This window comes from Corallococcus caeni, from assembly GCF_036245865.1.
Taxonomy (GTDB): Bacteria; Myxococcota; Myxococcia; order Myxococcales; family Myxococcaceae; genus Corallococcus; species Corallococcus caeni.
Window position 1 is genome coordinate 1379284 of record NZ_BTTW01000002.1, and the last position, 17584, is coordinate 1396867.

The following is a 17584-nucleotide window of genomic DNA, read 5'->3' on the forward strand; positions in this document are numbered from 1 at the left end:
GGACGCTCAGCCCTCTCCCAGCGCCGGGGTGAGCTCGTCGACGGTGACGCGCTGGCGGAAGACCCAGTACGTCCAGCCCTGGTAGGCCAGCACGAACGGCACCAGCGCGACGGCGACGTAGGTCATGATCCGCAGCGTGTAGGGGGTGCTCGACGCGTTGTGGACGGTGAGCGAGTGCGCCGGCTCCAGCGCCGGCATCACGTCCGGAAAGAGCGAGCCGAAGAGCAGCACCACCACGCCCGCGATGGCCAGACAGCTGAAGGTGAAGGACCAGCCCTCCCGCTCCCGCCAGACGCTCAGCGCCGCCGCCCCCAACGCCAGGGCCACGAACCCCAGCACCGGCCACGTCCACGCCACCGAGTACTGCACCTGCGTCCACAGTCCGAAGGCCCCGCTGACTCCCAGCGTGGGCAGCGCCATCCGCTTCGCCCAGCCGAGCGCCCGCGTCCGCAGTGGGCCCTGGGTCTTCAGCGCGACGAAGACCGCGCCGTGGCTGAGGAAGAGCAGGGTGGTGGCCAGGCCGCCGAGCAGCGCGAAGGGGGAGAGGAGGCCGAGGAACGTCCCGGTGAACTGATGCTTCGCGTCCAGGGGGACCCCGCGCACGATGTTCGCGAAGGCGACGCCCCAGAGCAGCGCGGGCACCCACGACCCCACCTGGATGGCCTGCTCCCAGCGGCGCTGCCACAGGGGGCTGTCCAGCTTGGCCCGGAACTCGAGCCCGATGCCGCGCACGATCAACGCGACGAGGATGAGGAAGAGCGGCAGGTAGAAGCCGGAGAAGAGCGTCGCGTACCACTCCGGGAAGGCCGCGAACGTCGCGCCGCCGGCGGTGAGCAGCCACACCTCATTGCCATCCCAGACCGGGCCAATCGTGCGCAGCACCGCGCGGCGCTCCGCCGGGGTCTTGCCCAGGATGGAGAGCCACATCCCCACGCCGAAGTCGAAACCTTCGAGCACGAGGTAGCCCGTCCACAGGACCGCGATGAGACAGAACCAGAGTGTATTCAGTTCCATGATTTTCTATCGATGTCAGGCAAGAGGGGCCGGAGCTCAGTAGCCAAACGAGAGCGGCGCGGTTTCAGGGTGGCTGTCTTCGCTCGCGACGGGTGCCGGATGTTTCAGGCTCGCACGGACGAAGTGCCGCATCAGGTAGAACCAGACCGCCGCCAGCGCCCCGTAGACGCAGGTGAAGCCAATCAGCGTCGTCCACACCATGGCGGGCGACACGGCGGTGGACACGCCGCTGGCCGTCAACAGGCGGAGCGCGTCCACCCCGTTGGGATTGGGGGCCACCAGCCAGGGCTGCCGTCCCATCTCGGTGAAGATCCAGCCAAAGGAACACGCGAGGAACGGGGTGGGCAGCGCCGCGAGGCTGAGCCGGGCGAGCCGCTCCGAGTTGCTCGCCACGCCTCCCCGCGTGAGCCAGAACCCGACCAGCGCCAGCGCCGCGCTCCCCACGCCCAGGCCAATCATCAGGCGGAAGGACCAGTAGGTGACGGCGAGGTTCGGCGCGTAGTCCTGACCCGCGCCGTAGCGCTCCTCGTAGCGCTTCTGGACGTCGTTGACGCCCTCCAGCGGTGCCTGGAAATCACCGCTCGCGAGGAAGGACGTGAGGCCGGGAAGCTCCAGCAGGTGGCGCACGCCCCGGCAGTCGTTGTTCAGGTCTCCCACCGCGAGCAGCGAGAAGGGCGCCCCCGCGCGGCCGTCGCAGAGCGCCTCGGCCGCGGCCATCTTCATGGGCTGCTGCTGGAACATCAGCTTCGCCTGGGCATCCCCGCTCACCGCCACGCCGAGGCCGGAGACGATGACGGTGACGAGCCCGAGCCGCAGCCCGCCGCGAAAGGTCTGGGCCTCCGTCGCTTCACCTGCCTGGCTCGAGCGCACCATCAGCCAGCCGCAGATGCCCGCCACGAAGGTGCCCGCGACCAGGAAGGCGGAGGTCACCGTGTGGGGGAAGGCCACGAGCGCCGTGTTGTTGGTCAACACCGCCACGATGTCCGTCATCTCCGCGCGCCCGGTGGCGGGGTTGAAGTGCGCCCCGACGGGGTGCTGCATGAAGGAGTTGGCCGCGAGGATGAAGTAGGCCGAGAGGTTCACGGCGAAGGCCACCAGCCAGATGGAGGCGAGGTGCAGCCCGCGCGGCAGCTGCTTCCAGCCGAAGATCCAGAGGCCCAGGAAGGTGGATTCGATGAAGAAGGCCGCCAGCGCTTCCATCGCGAGCGGGGCGCCGAACACGTCGCCCACGAAGCGCGCGTACTCGCTCCAGTTCATTCCGAACTGGAACTCCTGGACGATGCCCGTCACCACGCCGAGCGCGAAGTTGATCAGGAAGAGCTTGCCGAAGAGCCGCGTCAGCCGGAGCCATGCCGGCTTGCGCGTCACCACCCAGAGTGTCTGGAGCAGCGCGACGAGCGGTGCGAGCCCGATGGTGAGCGGGACGAAGATGAAGTGATAGACCGTGGTGATTCCGAACTGCCATCGCGCGAGTTCAAGGCTGGTCATGACGGAGGGGCGTCATTGCAATTGCCCCGCCGTTCACGACGCCTCGGGTGCGCCCTGGAGCCTGCGCAACAGCTGCACCGCCCCCCGTGGACCCGCGCAGATTCTGCGCTCCGTCGCCAACGCGCCCGGGACCGCCGTCACACCGTCCGGGAAAAGCGGGGCTTCGCGGCCCTGGCGAGGTGGGCGTCGAACACCATCGCCACGTTGCGCACGAAGAGGCGGCCGAGCGCCGTCAGCTCCAGCTGCGTACCGTCGCGGACCAGGAGGCCGTCCGCCTCGAAGGCGCGCAGCCGCTCCAGCTCCGGGGCGAAGTACGTCGCGCCCTCGTCGCCGAGGTCCGTCCAGAAGTTGCACATCAGCTGGGTGATGACGGCGCGGCGGCGCCGGTCGTCGTCGGTGAGGACGATGCCGCGCTCGGTGGCGAGGCGTCCCTCGGCCACCCGCGCGTAATAGGACGGCAGCGGTCGCACGTTCTGGGCATACGCTCCGCCCACGTCGCTGATGCCGGTGCTGCCCAGCGCCACCACGTCCGACGCGGCCTTCACCGTGTAGCCCTGGAAGTTGCGCCCCAGGCGGCGCCCGGCCTGTGCCCGCGCCAGCTCGTCCTCGGGCACCGCGAAGTGGTCCATGCCGATGGGCCGGTAGCCCGCCGTCAGGAAGGCCTCGCACGCGGCGCGGAACAGCTCCAGCTTCGTGCGTGCGGCGGGAAGGGCCTGCGCGGGCATGCGCTTCTGGTGCTTCAGCACGTCCGGCATGAAGGCGAAGGAGTAGACGGCGAGCCGGTCCGGCCGCATCTCCAGCACCGCCGCCAGCGTGCGGGCCCAGCGCTCCGCGTCCTGGTGGGGCAGGCCGTAGATGAGGTCGAAGTTCACGCCCGTGAAGCCCAGCGCGCGCGCATGCTCCAGCAGCGCGCGCGTCTGCTCGGGCGTCTGGAGGCGGTTCGTCGTCTGCTGCACCAGGGGGTCGAAGTCCTGGAGCCCCATGGAGACGCGGTTGAAGCCCAGCTGGCGCAGCAGCGACAGCTGGCCCGGCGTGGTCAGCGCGGGGTGGACCTCGATGGCCACCTCCGCGTCTGGCAGCGGCGTGAAGCGGCGGGTGAGCTCCGTCCACAGCCGCTCCAGCTGCGCCTCGGTGAGGAACGTGGGCGTGCCGCCCCCCCAGTGGAGCTGCGACAGGCCGCGCCGCTCGCCGAGCCGCCGGGCGACCAGGTCCATCTCCATGACGAGGTGGTCGAGGTACCGGTCCGCCGCGCTCGGGTCCTGGCTGATGACGACGTTGCAGCCGCAGTACCAGCAGAGGCTGCGGCAGAACGGCAGGTGGACATAGAGGGACAGCGGCTCCGAGGCCTCCCGCGCGCCGGCCAGGGTGAGGCGCTCCGCGAGGGCGTCGGGGCCAAAGTCGCCGCGCCACTCGGGGGCGGTGGGATAGCTGGTGTAACGCGGGCCGGCGACGTTGTAGCGGGCCAGCAGTTCCTCGGACGGCGTGGGGAGGTCGAAGCGGGTTTCCATCACACCCCTGCTCCAATCCAAACCCTGTGCCAGCTTGCGCCCGAGGGAAGCTCCGGGCCGGGCGCGCAAAGCCTGCGCACCTCCCCAGGGCCCCGGACCTCTTCACGTCCTGGCGCCAGGGCGTGCACCGCGATGCGAGCGCAATGCCCAAGGACCAACGCCGCGAGCAGCAAGCGCCTTGGAAGTGGCTTCCATTCCACATCCCTGGATGTGTCTTGGGATGCCGGTCTTCCATGGAAAAAGGCTTGATTGCGTTCCTGGCTGCGATGGCATTCATGAACAGCATTCCTGGGGGGCTTCTGATGCATCGCATTGTGAATCAGGTGTGGGGCGCGCTGTGCATTGCGCTGCTGGGATTGCTCGGCTGTGGCGGTCCCCCGGAAGGAGAGTCGCTGGAGGTGTTGGGCATGGAGAACGCGGGCGTCACCGTGATGACGCCGAAGCGGGTGATGCCGCTGGGCGACTCCATCACCCAGGGGGCGGCGGGGCACGCCAGCTACCGGTGCGAGCTCTGGCGGAAGCTGACCCGGAATCGCTACAAGGCGGACTTCGTGGGCACCCTGTCGACGGGCTACCTGGGGGAGAACACCTGCTCCTCGCCCGGGTTCGATCGCGACCATGAGGGCCACTGGAGCTGGCGGGCGGATCAGGTGCTGGCGAACATCTCCAACTGGGCGGAGAGCACGCGCCCCGACCTGGTGCTCATCCACCTGGGCACCAACGACACGTACCATGACCAGACAGAGGACAGCACCGTGTCGGAGCTGGAGCAGATCATCGACCGGCTGCGCGTGGTGAACCCACGGGTGAAGGTGTTCCTGGCCCAGCTCATCCCCACCGCGGGCGCCGCGCTGGCGCTGAAAATCCAGTCCCTCAACCAGCGCATGCCCGGGCTGGCCGCGGCCAAGAGCACGGCGGACTCGCCTGTCTACGTGGTGGACCAGTGGACCGACTTCAACCCCTCGACGGACACGTATGACGGGGTGCATCCGAATCTCCTCGGTGAGGAGAAGATGGCGGAGCGCTGGTACCAGGCCATCCGCGAGCACCTCTGACCGGGCTGCTCGGAGTTCCGCCCTCACGCCCCCCGAGTCCACTGGCGGACATCAGGCCCCTGGATGCAGAATGCGCGCTCGCTGTCTCCCGGTGTGCGCGGCCACGCACCCGGTTGCCTCGTGCCGTCAAGGGACCAATCCCGGACCGCACGCGTCTTGTTTCATCTGGGGGAGTCATGCGCGTCCTTGTTGCGACAGGGGTTCTTCGTTCACATGTGCTGCGAGCCGTGCTCTCGGCGGGGCTGCTCGGCGTCGCCGCCTGCAAGGGTTCGGCGGGCTCGGAAGGCACCCAGGGCCCTGCTGGACCTCAGGGCCCACCGGGTGCCCAGGGCCCGCAAGGTCCGCAGGGGCCCGCGGGACAGGGCCTGAGCGCCTTGCTGCTCACCACGCCCGAGCCCGCGGGCGCCAACTGCGGCTTCGGCGGCGTCAAGCTGGAGACCGGCGTCGACCGCAACGGCGACGGCGACCTGCTGGATGAAGGCGAGGTGAACGCGTCCGCCACGAAGTACCTCTGCAACGGCGCCCAGGGTCCCAAGGGCGACACGGGTGCGGTGGGCGCGGTGGGGGAGATGGGGCCCCAGGGGCCCAAGGGCGACACCGGCGACACGGGCCTGATGGGCCCGCAGGGGCCCAAGGGCGACACGGGCTCGCAGGGGCTCCAGGGCGAGTCCGGACCGCTCGCGTTCGCCTACGGCGACGGCTCCGCGGGGGACTTCACCCTCTCCTCCTTCGCGAATCCGCGGTTCTTCCAGGCTGGGAACTACCCCCTGCCCGCTGGCGCCAACCTGATGTTCCACAACGTGACCATCGACGGCACGCTCATCGTGTCGAGCGGAACGATGATTCGCGCCACCGGCGACATCATCATTGGTCAGACCGGCGCCATCATCGTCAGCCCCGACTTCGCGATTCAGACCCTCAACCCTTCGCAGAAGGGCATCGCCATGTCCGCCTCCTTCAACTACCTGGGGGGCAAGGGACTGGACCTGGGGCGCACTTCCCTGGTCTCCCGCGCCGACCTCCAGGGTGGCGGGAGCGGGTTCCGCTCGACGACGAACCCCGACATCCTTGGCGGCGATGGTGGCGGGCGGCTCATCCTCGCCGCCAAGGGCAACATCATCATCCGCGGCTACATCGACACCAACGGTCGCCAGGGCATCAACAACAGTGTTCCCACCATCAACCGGCCCGCTGGCTCGCCGACCCCCGTGGCGGGTGGCGGAGGCGGTGGTGGCGGCGTCGTCAGCCTCATCTCCCGCGGCACCATCACCGTGGATACCAATGGCAAGATATACGCCAATGGAGGCAATGGAGCCGTTGGCTGGAACGGAGCCACTCCGGTGGCGGGGCAGATGTATGGCGGCGGCGGTGGTGGCGGCGGTGGCATCATCCAGTTCCTCAGCGCGAACGCGCCCGTCATCGTGAACCCCGCCAACGTCCAGGTGAACGGTGGCGCCGCGGGCGCGTCGGCCGTCTCTGGCACGGCCACGACGCTGGTCCAGACCGGCGGTGGCGGTGGCGCTTGCGCGGGCGATGGCGGAGACGGCACGAAGTCCACGTTGAGCGCTGACGCCTCCAAGGCGGGCGCCACGGGAGACATCATCACCGTCAAGGCAGACCAGCCGGAGCTGCTCTTCTACTGAGCGCCGCCCGCAAGCGAGGCCATCGGCACCGTCGCCAGGGTGAAGCGGTGGGACACGATGACGTTCCTGCCGCGGCTCGCACGCCACGTGAACTTGCTTCCGCTCCCCGGCGCGATGGGAGCCGGAGTGTCCGCCAACGCACCCCGCCTCCCTCCTTCGGGGCGAACCTCGCGCGTCGCCCCGCCACCTGGGCTTGGCTCCCTCTTCATGGAAATGAGAAGCGCTCCGCTGGAGAGGGCCACGGCCAAGACGTGGGACGGACTTTCACGCATGGCCTTCGCGGCGGACTGGAACCCCGAAACGGCCATTGACTGGAGCCGCCCCATCGAGCCGGGCGCCGTCAAGGAGGGCTGGGTCCGCATCCTCCAGTATTTCTACGAGGGAGAGTGGCAGGGGCTCGAAATCATCCAGCGCTTGATGAACAAGGCCGCGCACCGGTTCAACACGAGCGAGATGGTCACGTACTACTCCACCCAGTGCTACGACGAGTCCAAGCACTTGTTCGTCTTCCGCACCTATCTGAGCAAGCTCAACGCCTCACCCACGAAGCAGCGGACGTTTGATCCGCTGGTGTTCCTGGCGACGTCGGGTCCCCTGCCGGTGGAGCGGTGGCTGCTGGCGACCTATTTCACGGAGACCCTGGCGGCGACCCTCTTCCAGCGCGCCCTGGAGCTGGACGCCGTGGACCCGACGGGCAAAGAGCTGCTCCGGCTGATGTTGAAGGACGAGTCGCGGCACATCGCCGGCACACGGCTGGGCGTCCAGACGCTGATGGCGCACGCGGGTCCCTTCAAGACGGCGCTGCTCAAGCTCTGGTGGAGGCTCTTCGTGCGCCTCGCCGTGGCGGAGGTGCGCAAGCTGAAGCGCCACGGCGACGAGGTCGGCATGGAGCCCGAGTCCATCCTCCAGAAGACCTTCGTGCGCATGGCCGGGATGGAGGCGTTCGACGGCGAGTTCCTGAGCGACGACTTCGCGCGGGGATTCCTGCGCGACCGGGTCGCGTAGCCGTCCCCTGGGCGCTCTCGGGGAGGCTCGTGATCAGCGCCCTGACCCTGGAGCCGTCGGCGACAGTGTGTTGATGATGGCCGCATGTCGTCGCCCCCGGCCCATCCCTCCCTGACCTCCCTGGTGCCCCCACCGGGCGAGCTGCTTCGCACGCAGAGAAAAGCGGGCCGGTCCGCCGTGGTCGGCCTGATGCTCCTCTGGGGCGCCGCCTTCGTGAGCCCCTTCCTGGCCTACCAGGAGGACGTGAAGGCGGCGCAGGGCGAGCTCCTCATCCACCTGTCGGACCGCGCGGGCTTCCAGGCCCAGGCCCTGGGCGCGCACCTCGGGCTGCTGCGCTCGGAGCTGCAACGGCTGGCGGAGCACCCGTCGCTCCGGCCCGAGGATGGCGCCGCGGCGCCCGAGGTGGCGCTCCTCGAGAATGCCTTTGGCCACACGTCTCTCTTCTCGGGGGGCGTCGCGCTGGTGTCCGCGGACGGCGCTCGCATCTGGAGCGACCCGGCGGAGATGCCGCTCGGGCGCACACCGCTCGCCTCGCGCCCGTGGTTCCGGCGGATGGTGAAGGAGCGGGTCGCTTCGGTCGGACTGCTGGACGAGGAGGGGGGAGGGCTCGTCGCGGTCGCGGTCCCCATCGTGCGCGACGAGCGCGTCGTGGGCCTCCTCGTGGGCGAGCTCGCGACGGCGAACGAGCTGCTCCCGACCCCTCGCGGAACGCACGAGTCCATGGTCGCCCTGCTCGGCGAGCGCGGCCGCATCCTCCTGCCAGCGACGCCCCCGCCGCTGCTGCGCCAGCCGGAGCTCGCCACACGCCTCCGCCCGCTGGTGGACGCTCCCGGGGCCGTCACGCTCGGGAGCACGCGGCTGCTCGGCGCGGCGGCGCTCGTTCCCGGAACCGGCATGCTGCTCGCCGTGCTCGAGGACGAGGCGCAGGACCGCGCGGTGCTCAAGAGCCGCTACCTGGGCCAGCTCGGCTTCCACACCGCGCTGCTCGGCGGAGTGCTCCTGCTCTTCACGGTGCTCCTGCGACGCTCCTACCGTTCGCTGGTGGCCGCCGAGGAGCAGCTGCGGCGCCAGGAGACGATGGCCGCGCTCGGCACGGCGTCCTCGCTCATCGCCCACGAGGTGAAGAACGCGCTCAACAGCATGCAGGCCGCGCTCAGCATGATCCGCGCGAAGGGAGGGGAGACGACCCTGCCCGTCCAGGCGCTGCGCTCCCAGGCGGACCGGCTTGGCCACCTTGCCCGCTCATTGCTGAGCTTCGCCTCTCCCCAGTCCACGCAGCAGCGCAGCTGCGAGATGCACCTGCTGGTGCAGGACGCGCTCCAGGCCGTGCGGCTGCTGCCGGAAGCGGCGGATGTCGCCATCGAGACCACGCTGCAGGAGGGGCTCTTCGTGAAGGGGGACCCGACGCTGCTGGTCTCCGCTGTCGACAACCTCATGCGCAACGCCGTCGAGGCCGGCGCCGTGGCCCATGACACGGGCCAGCAGCCCACGCCCCGCGTCGAGGTCCGCCTCCTTCGCGACGGCGCGGAGGTGGTGTTCATCGTGGAGGACAACGCGGGCGGAGTGCCCCCGGCCTTCGAGCCGCGGCTCTGGGAGCCCTTCGCGGTGGGGCGCTCGAAGGGCATCGGGCTCGGGCTTCCGATGGTACGCACGGCCATCCGTGCGCATGATGGAGGAAGCGTCTCCTACACCCGCGTGCCCGGAGGCAGCCGCTTCACGGTCCGCCTTCCGCTCGAGAGAATGGCTTCATGAGCACCTCCCTGCTGCTCGTCGATGACGACAGGACCTTCTCTTCGCTCGCGGCCTCCATGCTGAGCCAGGAGGGATTCCGCGTCCGGGTTGCCCGGTCGCTGCACGAGACCCGCGTCGCGCTCGCCGCGGAGGCGCCCGACCTCGTCGTGCTGGACCGGAGGCTGCCGGACGGAGACGGGCTCGTCTTCCTGCCCGAACTGCGCGCCCAGCTCCCGACGACCGTCGTGCTGATGGTGACCGCGCACGGCGACATCGAGAGCGCGGTCGAGGCCATCCGGGCCGGGGCGCGCGACTACCTGAGCAAGCCGGTCGAGATCGACGACCTGGTGATGCGCGCACGCCGCGCGGCCAGCGACCTCCAGCTCCAGGAGCGGCTGCGCCAGGCGGAGAGCGTCCTCGAAGGACAGCATCGGATGGCGGAGCCCCGCTCTCCGGCGATGCAGCGCACCCTGGAGATGCTGGAGCGGATCGCCACCACGCCGCGGAGCCCCGTCCTGCTGCTCGGGGAGACCGGGACCGGGAAGGCGGTGCTCGCCCGCCATCTCCACGCCTTGCGCCAGAAGCAGGGCGCCTTCGTGCAGATCAACTGCGCCGCGCTTCCGGCCACGATGATGGAGAGCGAGCTCTTCGGCCACGAGCGCGGCGCCTTCACGGATGCGAAGACGGCCAGGCGCGGGCTCGTGGAGCTCGCGAGCGACGGGCTGCTCTTCCTCGACGAGGTGGGGGAGCTGCCGCTCGCGCTCCAGGCCAAGCTGCTCACGTTCCTCGACAAGGGGGCCTTCCGGCGGCTCGGTGGCACGACGGAGCTCACGAGCACCGCGCGCATCGTGGCCGCCACCAACAAGGACCTGGAAGCGGAGGTCGCCGCCGGGCGCTTTCGCGAGGACCTCCTCTTCCGGCTCAGCGTGTTCCGGGTGGACGTGCCCCCGCTGCGCGAGCGTCGCGAGGACGTGCTGCCGCTCGCACGGACGCTCGTGCTGGAGCTGTGCTCGGAGCTCGGCCGGCGCCCCGTCCCGTTCTCTCCCGCCGCGGAGGAGCGCCTGCTGAGCTACCCCTTCCCCGGCAACGTACGGGAGCTGCGCAACGTGCTCGAACGCGCGCTGGTGCTGGAGGGCGGGCCCGCGCTCGAACTGCAGTCGCTCGCCAAGGGGGGCGGCATGCCGGCCCCGGTGGACCCCAATGCCTTCTCCGTGTCGGGCCCACCCCGGCCGCTCGATGAAGTGGAGCGGCTCTATGTCCGGCACGTGCTCGAGCAGCTGGGAGGCAGGCGCATGGAGGCGGCCCGCGCACTGGGCCTGTCCTATCCGACCTTTCTCCGCCGCCTGGAGGAGAACCCCCCCTCGGAGTGAAGGACTTAAAAAGTCTTTCATCGCTTGAGGCGCGGGCTTCAAGTTTCTTTCATCCCCCGGTGCTGACGGGCCACGCCCCAGGCGGGAAGGGCCCGAAACGGCCCGGCATGACGCTTGCGTAGGCCTCCTGTCACTTCGAGCCCTTTTGCGGTTCGGCAGATGACAGGAGAGCTCAAGCAATGACTTCAGGTGGAAAAGCTGCGGAGGAGAGGCCCTCGTTGAAGGGGATCCTCGCCTCGGACTTGCCGGCTTCGCTGGTGGTGTTCCTGGTGGCGCTGCCCCTCTGCATGGGCATCGCGCTCGCCTCGGGAGCGCCCATCATGGCGGGCCTCATCGCGGGCGTCGTGGGTGGCATCGTGGTGGGCTTGCTGGGGGGCGTGCCGCTGCTCGTGAGCGGCCCCGCGGCGGGCCTCGCGGTGATGGTGTTTGGCTTCATCCAGCAGCTGGGCTTCGCCGTGACGTGCGCGGCGGTGGCCGCGGCGGGGCTGGTGCAGGTGGCGCTCGGCGGGCTGAAGGTGGCGCGTTCGGCGCTCGCCATCTCGCCTGCCGTCATCCACGGAATGCTCGCGGGCATCGGCATCCTCATCGTGCTGGGGCAGGTCCACATCGTCCTGGGCGGCTCTCCGCAGAGCAATGCCTGGAACAACCTGCGGGAGCTGCCCGGGCAGATCCTGGACCTTCATGGGCCGGCCACGCTGCTGGGGCTGCTCACGCTGGGAATCCTCATCGCGTGGCAGTTCCTGCCGAACGGGCGGCTGAAGAAGGTCCCGGGGCCGCTGGTGGCGGTGGTGGGTGGGACCGTGGTCGCGGCGGTGATGAACGCGAACGTGGCGCGGGTGAAGCTGGCCTCGGATGCGCTGTCGGCCATCCAGCTGCCCTCCCTGCCGGAAGGGTCCATGTGGGGCGCCTTCATCGTGGCCGTGCTGTCCCTCGCCCTGGTGGCGAGCGCTGAGTCGCTCCTGAGCGCGGTGGCGACCGACAAGCTCCACACGGGGCCTCGGGCGAACCTGGATCGCGAGCTGCTCGCGCAGGGCGTGGCGAACACCGTCTCCGGTCTGGTCGGCGGTCTGCCCATCACCGGCGTCATCGTGCGCAGCGCGGCGAACATCAACGCCGGCGCGAAGACGCGCTGGTCGGCGGTGCTCCACGCGGTGTGGATGCTCGCCTTCGTGACGCTGCTGGGCGGCCTCGCGTCCTACGTGCCCCTGACGGTGCTCGCCGGCCTGCTCGTGCACGTGGGCCTGAAGCTCGTGAACCTCGCCCACATCCGGGAGCTGCGGCACCGCGGCGAGCTGCCGGTCTACCTCATCACCGTGGCCGGCGTGGTGGGCATCAACCTGCTCGCGGGCATCGGGCTGGGACTCGGCGCGGCCATCCTCCGGCTCCTGTGGCAGCTGGGCCAGGTGCGCGTGGAGACCCGCGCCGTCAACGGCGTCCACCAGGTGTGCATCAGCGGCGCGCTGACCTTCGTCGGGGTGCCGAAGCTGTCGACGGCGCTCGCGAAGATTCCCTCTGGCTCCAGGGTGGAGGTGGACGTGGCGGTGAACACGCTCGACCACTCCGGCTTCGAGGCGCTGGAGAGCTGGGCTGACACGTATCGCAAGACGGGCGGCACCGTGACCATGGAGCCGCTCGAGGACGTCTGGACCCGGCGCAGCGCGCGTGCGGCCCCCGCTGCAGGGTCTGCTTCATCCCCTTCCTCCCCCGTTCATCACGTCTCGTCACTCGCTTCCGGAGGTGCTCAGTGAAGAAGCTCATCAGAGGTCTGCTCGATTTCCGGCGTCACACGCTGCCCTCGTACCGGGCGACCTTCGCGAGGCTCGCGAAGGGGCAGTCTCCTGACTGCCTCTTCATCAGCTGCGCGGACAGCCGCGTGGTGCCCAACCTGCTCGTCTCCACGGACCCCGGTGACCTCTTCACCGTGCGCAACGTGGGCAACCTCGTGCCGCCCGCCGCGAACAACGGGCAGTCCACGGGGGACCGTGGCGAGGCGGCGGCCATCGAGTTCTCCCTGGGCTTCCTGCCCATCGAGGACGTCGTGGTCTGCGGCCACTCGGGCTGCGGCGCGATGAAGGCCATCCTGGCCGGAGGCGCCGTGGACGGCGCGCCGAACCTCGTGCAGTGGCTCGGGCACGGAGCGCCCTCGCTCAAGGCGTTGAAGGAGAACACCCAGGTGGGCGCGGGGCTGCCCGACGCGGATCGCCTCTCCCAGCTGAACGTCCTCGAGCAGCTGGAGCACCTGAAGACCTACCCCATCGTGCGGGAGCGGCTCGCGGCGGGGACGCTGCGGCTGCACGGCTGGTGGTTCGACATCGGGGCGGCGCAGGTTCACGCCTACCGGCCCGACCTCGGCCGCTTCGTTCCCATCGACGAGACCGAGGGGGAGCGGCTCCTGACGGAGCTGACGGAAGAGCAGCCGGGTCTGCGCGCCGTCCAGTAAGGCGGCATCGCGCCTCGGCGATCCTGCGCGGATCGCCGGGGCCTGCTTCGCTCAGGGTTCGCTGAAGCCGCCGCGCACCCACGCGTTGGCGACGTCCCGGGTGAACTTGAAGTTCACCGGCACGCGATGCTTCGCGACGGTCGCGCCCGCGTCGTCGATGGCCGAGAGGAACGCGTGGGGCTCGTACTCATCGGGCACCATCTCCAGCCGGACCTCGTACCAGCGTCCCTCCCAGGCGATGGAGAGCTTCTTGGTCATGGCCTGGTCGCGCTGTCGCGCGGAGCGGTCCAGGACCTCCGAGGCCGTCTTCACGAAGGTCGCGAACGCCGGCGCGTCGAAGGGCTTGGGGTTCTTCTTGTCGCGGCCCATCACCCACGGGCTGATGAGGGCGGGCTCTGAGAGCCCCTGCTTGCGGATCTCCACCGCCCAGCCGTCATCCTCCTCGTTCTTGATGACCCGGGCCGACCAGCCGTTCTTCCGCCAGAACGTGGGCTCCATGACATCGGGCTCGGCGGGCGTGTGCTCATTGCTCATGGGCACTCCTCATACCCCCTGGGGCTGACGCGCGCCGCACCCATCAGCGAGTTGGGGAGCGAGCGCCAGGTTCGAGGGGTCGATGAGGGCCGCTGACGGGGAGGTCACTCGATGGCTGGCGGCTCGGGCTCCAGGAGGTGAGGGGGCTCCGACTGCCCTTCGTCCCGGAGCCTGAGCGCGCGGTCGATGCGCGCGGCGGCGCTGATGAGGCCCAGGTGGCTGAAGGCCTGGGGGAAGTTTCCCAACTGCTCGCGCGTCAGCGGGTGGATCTCCTCCGCCAGCAGTCCCAGGTGGTTCGACGCCTCGGCGTGCGCGACGAAGACGTCCTCGGCCTCCTGGATGCGATTGGCCAGCGCCAGCGCCTCCGCCAGCCAGAAGCCGCAGAGGATGAAGCCTCCCTCCGGCCCCGCCACCCCGTCATCCATCCGGTACCGGCGCAGGAACGGGCCCGCGCCCAGCTCCGCGCGCAGCCAGTCGATCGTCCTCAGGATGAACGGATCCGTCCCCCGGAAGCAGCCCACGATGGGCAGCTGCAGCAGCGCGGCGTCCGGCTCGTTGCCTCCGTAGACTCCGACGAAGTGCTTGCGCGCCGGATCCACGCCGTTGCGCAGGATGTCCGCCCGGATGACGTCCGCCAGGGCGGCGCTGGAGTGCTCCAGCGCCGTCTCCCCGAAGAGCCGCGCCAGGTGCTGCCCCCGGCGCACGGCCAGCCACCCCATGAGCTTCGAGTGGACGTTGTGCCGCATCTCCCGGCGCGGCTCCCAGATGCCGTGGTCGGGTTCGCTCCAGCGGCGGGCGGTGGTGTGGATGACCGACCGGAGCAGCCTCCAGGTGCGCAGCGGCAGCCGCCCGCCGGAGCGCTCGTAGAGGTACGCCGCGTCGAGCAGCGCGCCCGCGGTGTCGAACTGGAACTGGTCCCTCGCGCCGTTCCCCAGCCGCACCGGCCGCGAGCCCTGGAAGCCGGCCAGGTGCTCCAGCTCCCGCTCCGGCGGCACGGGGGCGCCGTCCAGCGTGTACATCACCTCGAGCCCGTCACCGCGCTGCAACGTGTCGCGCATGAAGTAGAAGAACTCGCGCGACTCGCCCTGGAAGCCGAGCAGGTTGGTGGCGCGCACCGCCATCGCGGAGTCGCGGACCCAGCTGAAGCGGTAGTCCCAGTTGCGAGGCCCTCCAATCCACTCGGGGAGCGACGTGGTGGCCGCAGCCACCATCGCGCCCGTGGGGCCGTACATCAGCAGCTTCAGCGCCAGCGCGGAGCGCAGCACGTGGTGCCGCCACGGCCCTTCGTAGTGGAGCTGTTGCGCCCACTCACGCCAGGCCTGCCGCGTGTCCCGCAGGTGGTCGAAGGGGCGGTACGCGGCAAGCGGCTCCGGCCGGTCGGCGTCCCACGCCAATATCATCCAGCGCCGCTCGCCCGGCCCCATGCGGATGCGCGTCTGGAGGCCCGTGTCTCCCCGGCAGGGCTGGCCGCGCAATGGCTCGCAGGGCCGCCACTCCGCCTCCCCGCTGAGCACGGCGACCAGCCGCTCCCCTCCCGACCCGCGGGCGACCAGGCCGTGCTCCTCCAGCTCCACCCGCGTCCGCGATGCCCCGTAGCCGAAGCGCGGGTCGAAGACGACGTTCAGCTCCACCGGACCTTCCAGGCACTCGATGCGCCGGTGCACCTCGTGGACGGTGGAGCGCGGGTCGTTGGTCCACGGCATGTAGTCGATGATGCGGATGGCCCCCTTGCGCTCGAAGCGGAACAGCGTCTCCAGGACGTTGGTGTCCGGGTCGTAGCGCTGCAGGCTCTCGAAGGGCCACACGACGGGGGTGATGCCGGTGATGCCCCCCTTCTGCTCATCGAGGATTCCCGCGAAGACGCTCGGGCTGTCGAAGCGGGGGAAGCAGAGCCAGTCGATGACGCCGTCCGGCCGGACGAGCGCGCAGGAGCTTCCATCGCCAATCACCCCGCGGCCCGCGAGGGAGACCTCCCGGTAGGACGCCGGGTTGGTGAACCGGAAGGGGCGGGCCATCCGCTTGGCGGCGCTGTAGAGGTCCATGGGCAGGCGTGTCGCGGGGCAGGAGCGCGACCTCCCGCCCTCAAAGTAGCCACGGCGTCCGCTGCTGCCGGGCGCACCCGCCGACAAGCGCGTTTGTATTCACATTCAGAGAGAAAATTGGAATCGAAGCGCTCCCGGAAATGTCAGACCGACCCGGTATGAATCTCCTTACGCGACGCCATTCCGGGCGTCGCCGAAAGGGCCGCACTCGCAATGCAAAAGTCACTGATTTCCCTCGGGCTTCTGGTGGGTATGGCAGGGGTCGGCTGCGGTGGGCTCGATGAGGCCGGGGCGGTGGACTCCGCCGTGGCGGGGGACACGACCTCCCAGGTCACCCAGGGCGTTATCACCCAGGTCACCGGCACCAGCCCGGTGGTCTTCGTCGCCATGTCGGGCAACGAGACGAAGCCCTACGACCAGTCCGCCACGTCGGTGGTGGCCTACACGCGGGATTCGACGACCGGGGCGTTCACGGCCTATCCGGGCACGGGCTCCGCGGACGGCACCATCTCCGTGCCGAACGTCCCTTCCGGCCGCATCTACCTGAAGCTGGGTTCGCGCTACCTGGTGAGCACCAGCCGTGCGTTCGACCTGGGCTCCACGGAGTGGGGCCGCGATGGCACCTTCGTCTCACAGCCCACGCCCGTGACGGTGTCCGCCACCGGCCTGTCTCCCTGGCAGTCGGACGACTACCTGGAGGTGTATTCGTTGAACGCGGGCGCGTTCGGCTACGTCAACCGCGGCGTCACGGGGTTCCCCCTGGCGGGCGCCACGTCGCTCTCCGGGCTGAGCTTCAATTACGCCGACATGCTCAACCCGGTGCTGCTCGACAGCAGCCGCGGGGATCTGTTCTCGCTGGCGCAGATGCGGTTGCAGACGAGCGCGAATGGAGTGCCCTACCGCGCGATGCACAAGGTGCTCGTCACGAGCATGACGCAGGTGGAGGGCCAGCCCGTCACCGTCAGCGGGACCTTCACCCAGCCCGTCGCGACAGGCACCTTCGCGGTGGACTGGAGGCGCTCGGCCTTCGAAGCCCTTCGCACCCAGGTGAACCCGGGCGCGGTCAGCACGTACAACGAGATCTGGATGTCCGCCCGGCCGGCCGCGCTGAGCTCGGCGTTCGCGTCCATCAGCGGGCAGCCACTGCTCGTGAAGCTCAATCCTGACTCGCTGCGGACCGACATCGTCACGGGGAGCATGACCTACAACAACCCGCTCCCTGCGACGTGGCAGAAGGTGGCGCTCGTCGCCGCCGGCTTCACGAAGAGCTACGCGCTGGGAAGCGCGACGCCCTACACCATGAGCGTGGACATCCGCGTGGACCAGGAGGCGAGCGCGTTCACCGCCGCGCCCGTGCAGCCCCTCGTCGGGCCGGTGCAGGCGCCCCTGGTGAACACGCGCGGCGCGTTCCAGGACCTCACGGGCGTGGGGACGGACGCCTCGCTGCGCTGGTCGAAGCCGCTGGTGGGCACGGCCACGAACTACGTGGTGAACATCTACCGGCTGGGCACGAGCAACGGTGCCACCACCGTGACGCGCGTGGCGGCGCTGCACACGGACCTCCAGAGCGTGTACCTGCCCCCGGGCGTGCTGCAGGCGGGCCAGACGTACTTCGCTGAGATCCAGAGCTGGTACCAGCCCGGCTCGGACCTGGCGACGAGCCCGTACAAGCGCGCGCTGCCGCGAGCCCGCGCCAGCGTGCTCACCGGCATGTTCAGCCCGTAGCCGCTGAAGTCCTGGGAAGGGAGGGAGCC

General features: G+C 69.8%; 13 protein-coding genes. 8 read left to right on the forward strand and 5 right to left on the reverse strand.

Features of this window, described 5'->3' with window-relative positions:
- Window positions 1-6 precede the first annotated feature (6 nt).
- The 3 genes from cydB to hemN form a co-directional block, all read right to left on the reverse strand.
- On the reverse strand, window positions 7-1014 hold the full coding sequence (gene cydB / locus AABA78_RS13725; RefSeq protein WP_338263451.1) for a cytochrome d ubiquinol oxidase subunit II: 1008 nt from the start codon (window positions 1012-1014) through the stop codon (window positions 7-9).
- Window positions 1015-1050: 36 nt separating this feature from the next.
- Window positions 1051-2502, reverse strand: a complete 1452-nt coding sequence (locus AABA78_RS13730; RefSeq protein WP_338263452.1) for a cytochrome ubiquinol oxidase subunit I — start codon at window positions 2500-2502, stop codon at window positions 1051-1053.
- A gap of 137 nt (window positions 2503-2639) precedes the next feature.
- A complete protein-coding gene (hemN, locus tag AABA78_RS13735; protein ID WP_338263454.1) occupies window positions 2640-4010 on the reverse strand; it encodes an oxygen-independent coproporphyrinogen III oxidase in 1371 nt (456 codons plus the stop codon).
- Between the two features lie 302 nt (window positions 4011-4312).
- On the opposite strand from hemN, the gene AABA78_RS13740 reads away from it, so the two are divergent.
- The 7 genes from AABA78_RS13740 (at window position 4313) to AABA78_RS13770 (ending at window position 13254) form a co-directional block, all read left to right on the forward strand.
- Window positions 4313-5065, forward strand: coding sequence for an SGNH/GDSL hydrolase family protein (locus AABA78_RS13740; RefSeq protein WP_338263455.1), 753 nt, complete (start codon window positions 4313-4315; stop codon window positions 5063-5065).
- A 374-nt stretch (window positions 5066-5439) separates the two neighbouring features.
- A complete protein-coding gene (locus AABA78_RS13745) occupies window positions 5440-6708 on the forward strand; it encodes a DUF7151 family protein (protein ID WP_338263456.1) in 1269 nt (422 codons plus the stop codon).
- A gap of 270 nt (window positions 6709-6978) precedes the next feature.
- Window positions 6979-7713, forward strand: a complete 735-nt coding sequence (locus tag AABA78_RS13750; protein ID WP_338263457.1) for a ferritin-like domain-containing protein — start codon at window positions 6979-6981, stop codon at window positions 7711-7713.
- Between the two features lie 84 nt (window positions 7714-7797).
- Entirely contained in the window at window positions 7798-9465 is a 1668-nt protein-coding gene (locus AABA78_RS13755) for a sensor histidine kinase (RefSeq protein WP_338263459.1), read from the forward strand.
- On the forward strand, window positions 9462-10814 hold the full coding sequence (locus tag AABA78_RS13760; protein WP_338263460.1) for a sigma-54-dependent transcriptional regulator: 1353 nt from the start codon (window positions 9462-9464) through the stop codon (window positions 10812-10814). Before AABA78_RS13755 ends, AABA78_RS13760 begins: the two co-directional genes overlap by 4 nt.
- Window positions 10815-10993: 179 nt before the next feature.
- Entirely contained in the window at window positions 10994-12562 is a 1569-nt protein-coding gene (locus AABA78_RS13765) for a SulP family inorganic anion transporter (protein ID WP_338263461.1), read from the forward strand.
- Entirely contained in the window at window positions 12559-13254 is a 696-nt protein-coding gene (locus tag AABA78_RS13770) for a carbonic anhydrase (protein WP_338263462.1), read from the forward strand. The genes AABA78_RS13765 and AABA78_RS13770 overlap by 4 nt, the downstream gene beginning before the upstream one ends.
- A 51-nt stretch (window positions 13255-13305) precedes the next feature.
- Here AABA78_RS13770 and AABA78_RS13775 read toward each other — a convergent pair whose 3' ends face one another.
- Both AABA78_RS13775 and AABA78_RS13780 read right to left on the reverse strand, forming a co-directional pair.
- Window positions 13306-13788 (reverse strand): hypothetical protein, encoded by a 483-nt coding sequence (locus tag AABA78_RS13775; protein WP_171419519.1) that lies wholly within the window; start codon window positions 13786-13788, stop codon window positions 13306-13308.
- 104 nt (window positions 13789-13892) lie between these two features.
- On the reverse strand, window positions 13893-15830 hold the full coding sequence (locus tag AABA78_RS13780; protein WP_338263463.1) for a glycoside hydrolase family 15 protein: 1938 nt from the start codon (window positions 15828-15830) through the stop codon (window positions 13893-13895).
- A gap of 213 nt (window positions 15831-16043) precedes the next feature.
- On the opposite strand from AABA78_RS13780, the gene AABA78_RS13785 reads away from it, so the two are divergent.
- On the forward strand, window positions 16044-17555 hold the full coding sequence (locus AABA78_RS13785) for an ABC transporter substrate-binding protein (protein ID WP_338263464.1): 1512 nt from the start codon (window positions 16044-16046) through the stop codon (window positions 17553-17555).
- Window positions 17556-17584: the final 29 nt, after the last annotated feature.

Coding starts and splice junctions, on each gene's coding strand:
- cydB (WP_338263451.1), bottom strand. CDS start 1,014: ATGGAACTGAATACACTCTGGTTCTGTCTCATCGCGGTCCTGTGGACG.
- AABA78_RS13730 (WP_338263452.1), bottom strand. CDS start 2,502: ATGACCAGCCTTGAACTCGCGCGATGGCAGTTCGGAATCACCACGGTC.
- hemN (WP_338263454.1), bottom strand. CDS start 4,010: ATGGAAACCCGCTTCGACCTCCCCACGCCGTCCGAGGAACTGCTGGCC.
- AABA78_RS13740 (WP_338263455.1), top strand. CDS start 4,313: ATGCATCGCATTGTGAATCAGGTGTGGGGCGCGCTGTGCATTGCGCTG.
- AABA78_RS13750 (WP_338263457.1), top strand. CDS start 6,979: ATGGCCTTCGCGGCGGACTGGAACCCCGAAACGGCCATTGACTGGAGC.
- AABA78_RS13755 (WP_338263459.1), top strand. CDS start 7,798: ATGTCGTCGCCCCCGGCCCATCCCTCCCTGACCTCCCTGGTGCCCCCA.
- AABA78_RS13760 (WP_338263460.1), top strand. CDS start 9,462: ATGAGCACCTCCCTGCTGCTCGTCGATGACGACAGGACCTTCTCTTCG.
- AABA78_RS13765 (WP_338263461.1), top strand. CDS start 10,994: ATGACTTCAGGTGGAAAAGCTGCGGAGGAGAGGCCCTCGTTGAAGGGG.
- AABA78_RS13775 (WP_171419519.1), bottom strand. CDS start 13,788: ATGAGCAATGAGCACACGCCCGCCGAGCCCGATGTCATGGAGCCCACG.
- AABA78_RS13780 (WP_338263463.1), bottom strand. CDS start 15,830: ATGGACCTCTACAGCGCCGCCAAGCGGATGGCCCGCCCCTTCCGGTTC.
- AABA78_RS13785 (WP_338263464.1), top strand. CDS start 16,044: ATGCAAAAGTCACTGATTTCCCTCGGGCTTCTGGTGGGTATGGCAGGG.